Genomic DNA, 1,497 nt, shown 5'->3' with positions numbered 1-1,497 from the left:
GAGCGAGGCGATCTCGGGGCATCCCGCTTTCCAAGTCAGAGCCGAAATCGGCGTCGCGTCCACGGCTCCGAGCAAGGTCGACATGGCTTCCTGCCACGGTTTTGTTTTTGCCTCGAGTTCGTCGGGCAAGACCGGTGCATCCGGCAACAAGGTCCCGAGCCGGGGCAGGTTGGTGCTTGGGGGCTTGACGGCCGGAATGGTTCTCGCGATGTCGAGAAGAATCTCGTCCTGAGACGCATCCTGTACGCACGGGTGTGCGACCAGCGAGAAGCCCGTAGCCCGTCGTACCCATTGCGGCGTGTCCGTGGTGGCATCGAGATCCGCAGGCACGYAGTACGGCGTTCGCTTCAAGAAAAGCTCAAAGGCCCGCATACGTCGTGCGATCAATTCAATCTGGCGCGTCCGGAAGAGGTATTCGCGCAGGATCGCCGTAATGTCGAGCAGCTGAGCCCGCCACTCGGAAAGATGGTTCGCGATCTGCGAACGATACGATTCCAGGAGTCGCTCACCCTCAGGCGTTGATTCAAGCGATTGGATCATGTCGTTCGACTGAATTGCCCCCAATGCCTGACTGATCCGCTCGACCCGCTCCAGATAGAACTCGTTCTGGCGACGCTTTTCGGCGTAGGTGTTCACGTTCGCGAAGCGGTTATCTGCCAGTATCCGCAGAAATTGTAGTGCGCCAATGACGCCGTCCGCCAACTCGAATACCGCGCGGTCAAACTCGTCAATATAGCGATCCGCGTCGTCAGTACGACCGTCGAACGCAGCGTCCGCAACAAGGCTGGCAATCTCGGGCAGGCGCTTGGCCACATCGGCCACATCGGCACCGACGGCTGAGTAGAGTCGCTCAATTTGCAGGATTTCGTCCAGATGCTTTGCCAACGAGGTTGCGAGGCGGTAGGTGCCTTCCCGATATGGCACCAGGATGCGCGCTTGATTCAGCTTGTACAGGCCGCGCCCGCCCTCCGGATCGTCGGACGCATTGACAGAACCATGATGGTAGGCAGCCGCAACCAGTTCCCTGTACTTGTAGAGTTCGCTCAGGTGGTTGATGACGAGGTCGGATTTATCAGCCATGGTGACTAGAATAATTGCGCCGAAGTGTTCTGGTCCTCTTCGATATCGTCGGCAATGTTGTCCGCCGTCATCAGGAATTGAACAATTTCGGTCAAGTACTCGATTTTCCCCGTGACCTGATAGATCTCTCGCTCGGCATTTGCGACGATAAGATAGCCCTCGTCAACCAGCATGCGAAGTTTCCGGTCGAGACTGCCCTTCATCTTGCCGTCCGTCGCTACACCTCGCCCCACGTTACCCAGCGCCTGAAATTCAGCGCGCAATCCGGGATTTCCATCGATGGCGGCCATCAGTGCATGCGCTTCGATCTTGTCGCCCCTCGAATAGAACACCTCGCGCCCGGTGGCTCTCATGGACTTCACGAAGAAATCTACGAGAAAGCGAATCTGCTGCTTGATTCGCGCAAATTCTTCTTTG

Annotated in this window: 2 protein-coding genes; both read right to left on the bottom strand. The window is 57.5% G+C overall.

What is annotated here, in order from left to right; translation table 11 throughout:
• Positions 1-885 (bottom strand): hypothetical protein (locus AC1DPR_RS31905; protein ID WP_477818018.1); only part of this gene is annotated, 885 nt, incomplete at its 3' end.
• A gap of 200 nt (positions 886-1,085) precedes the next feature.
• The coding region (locus tag AC1DPR_RS31900) for a hypothetical protein (protein ID WP_477818017.1) at positions 1,086-1,497 on the bottom strand (412 nt) is incomplete at its 5' end.

This window comes from Rhizobium sp. 01T417 (assembly GCF_056398905.1).
The sequence above is the reverse complement of the archived record's forward strand: the minus strand, read 5'-3'. Positions and strand labels throughout refer to the sequence as shown.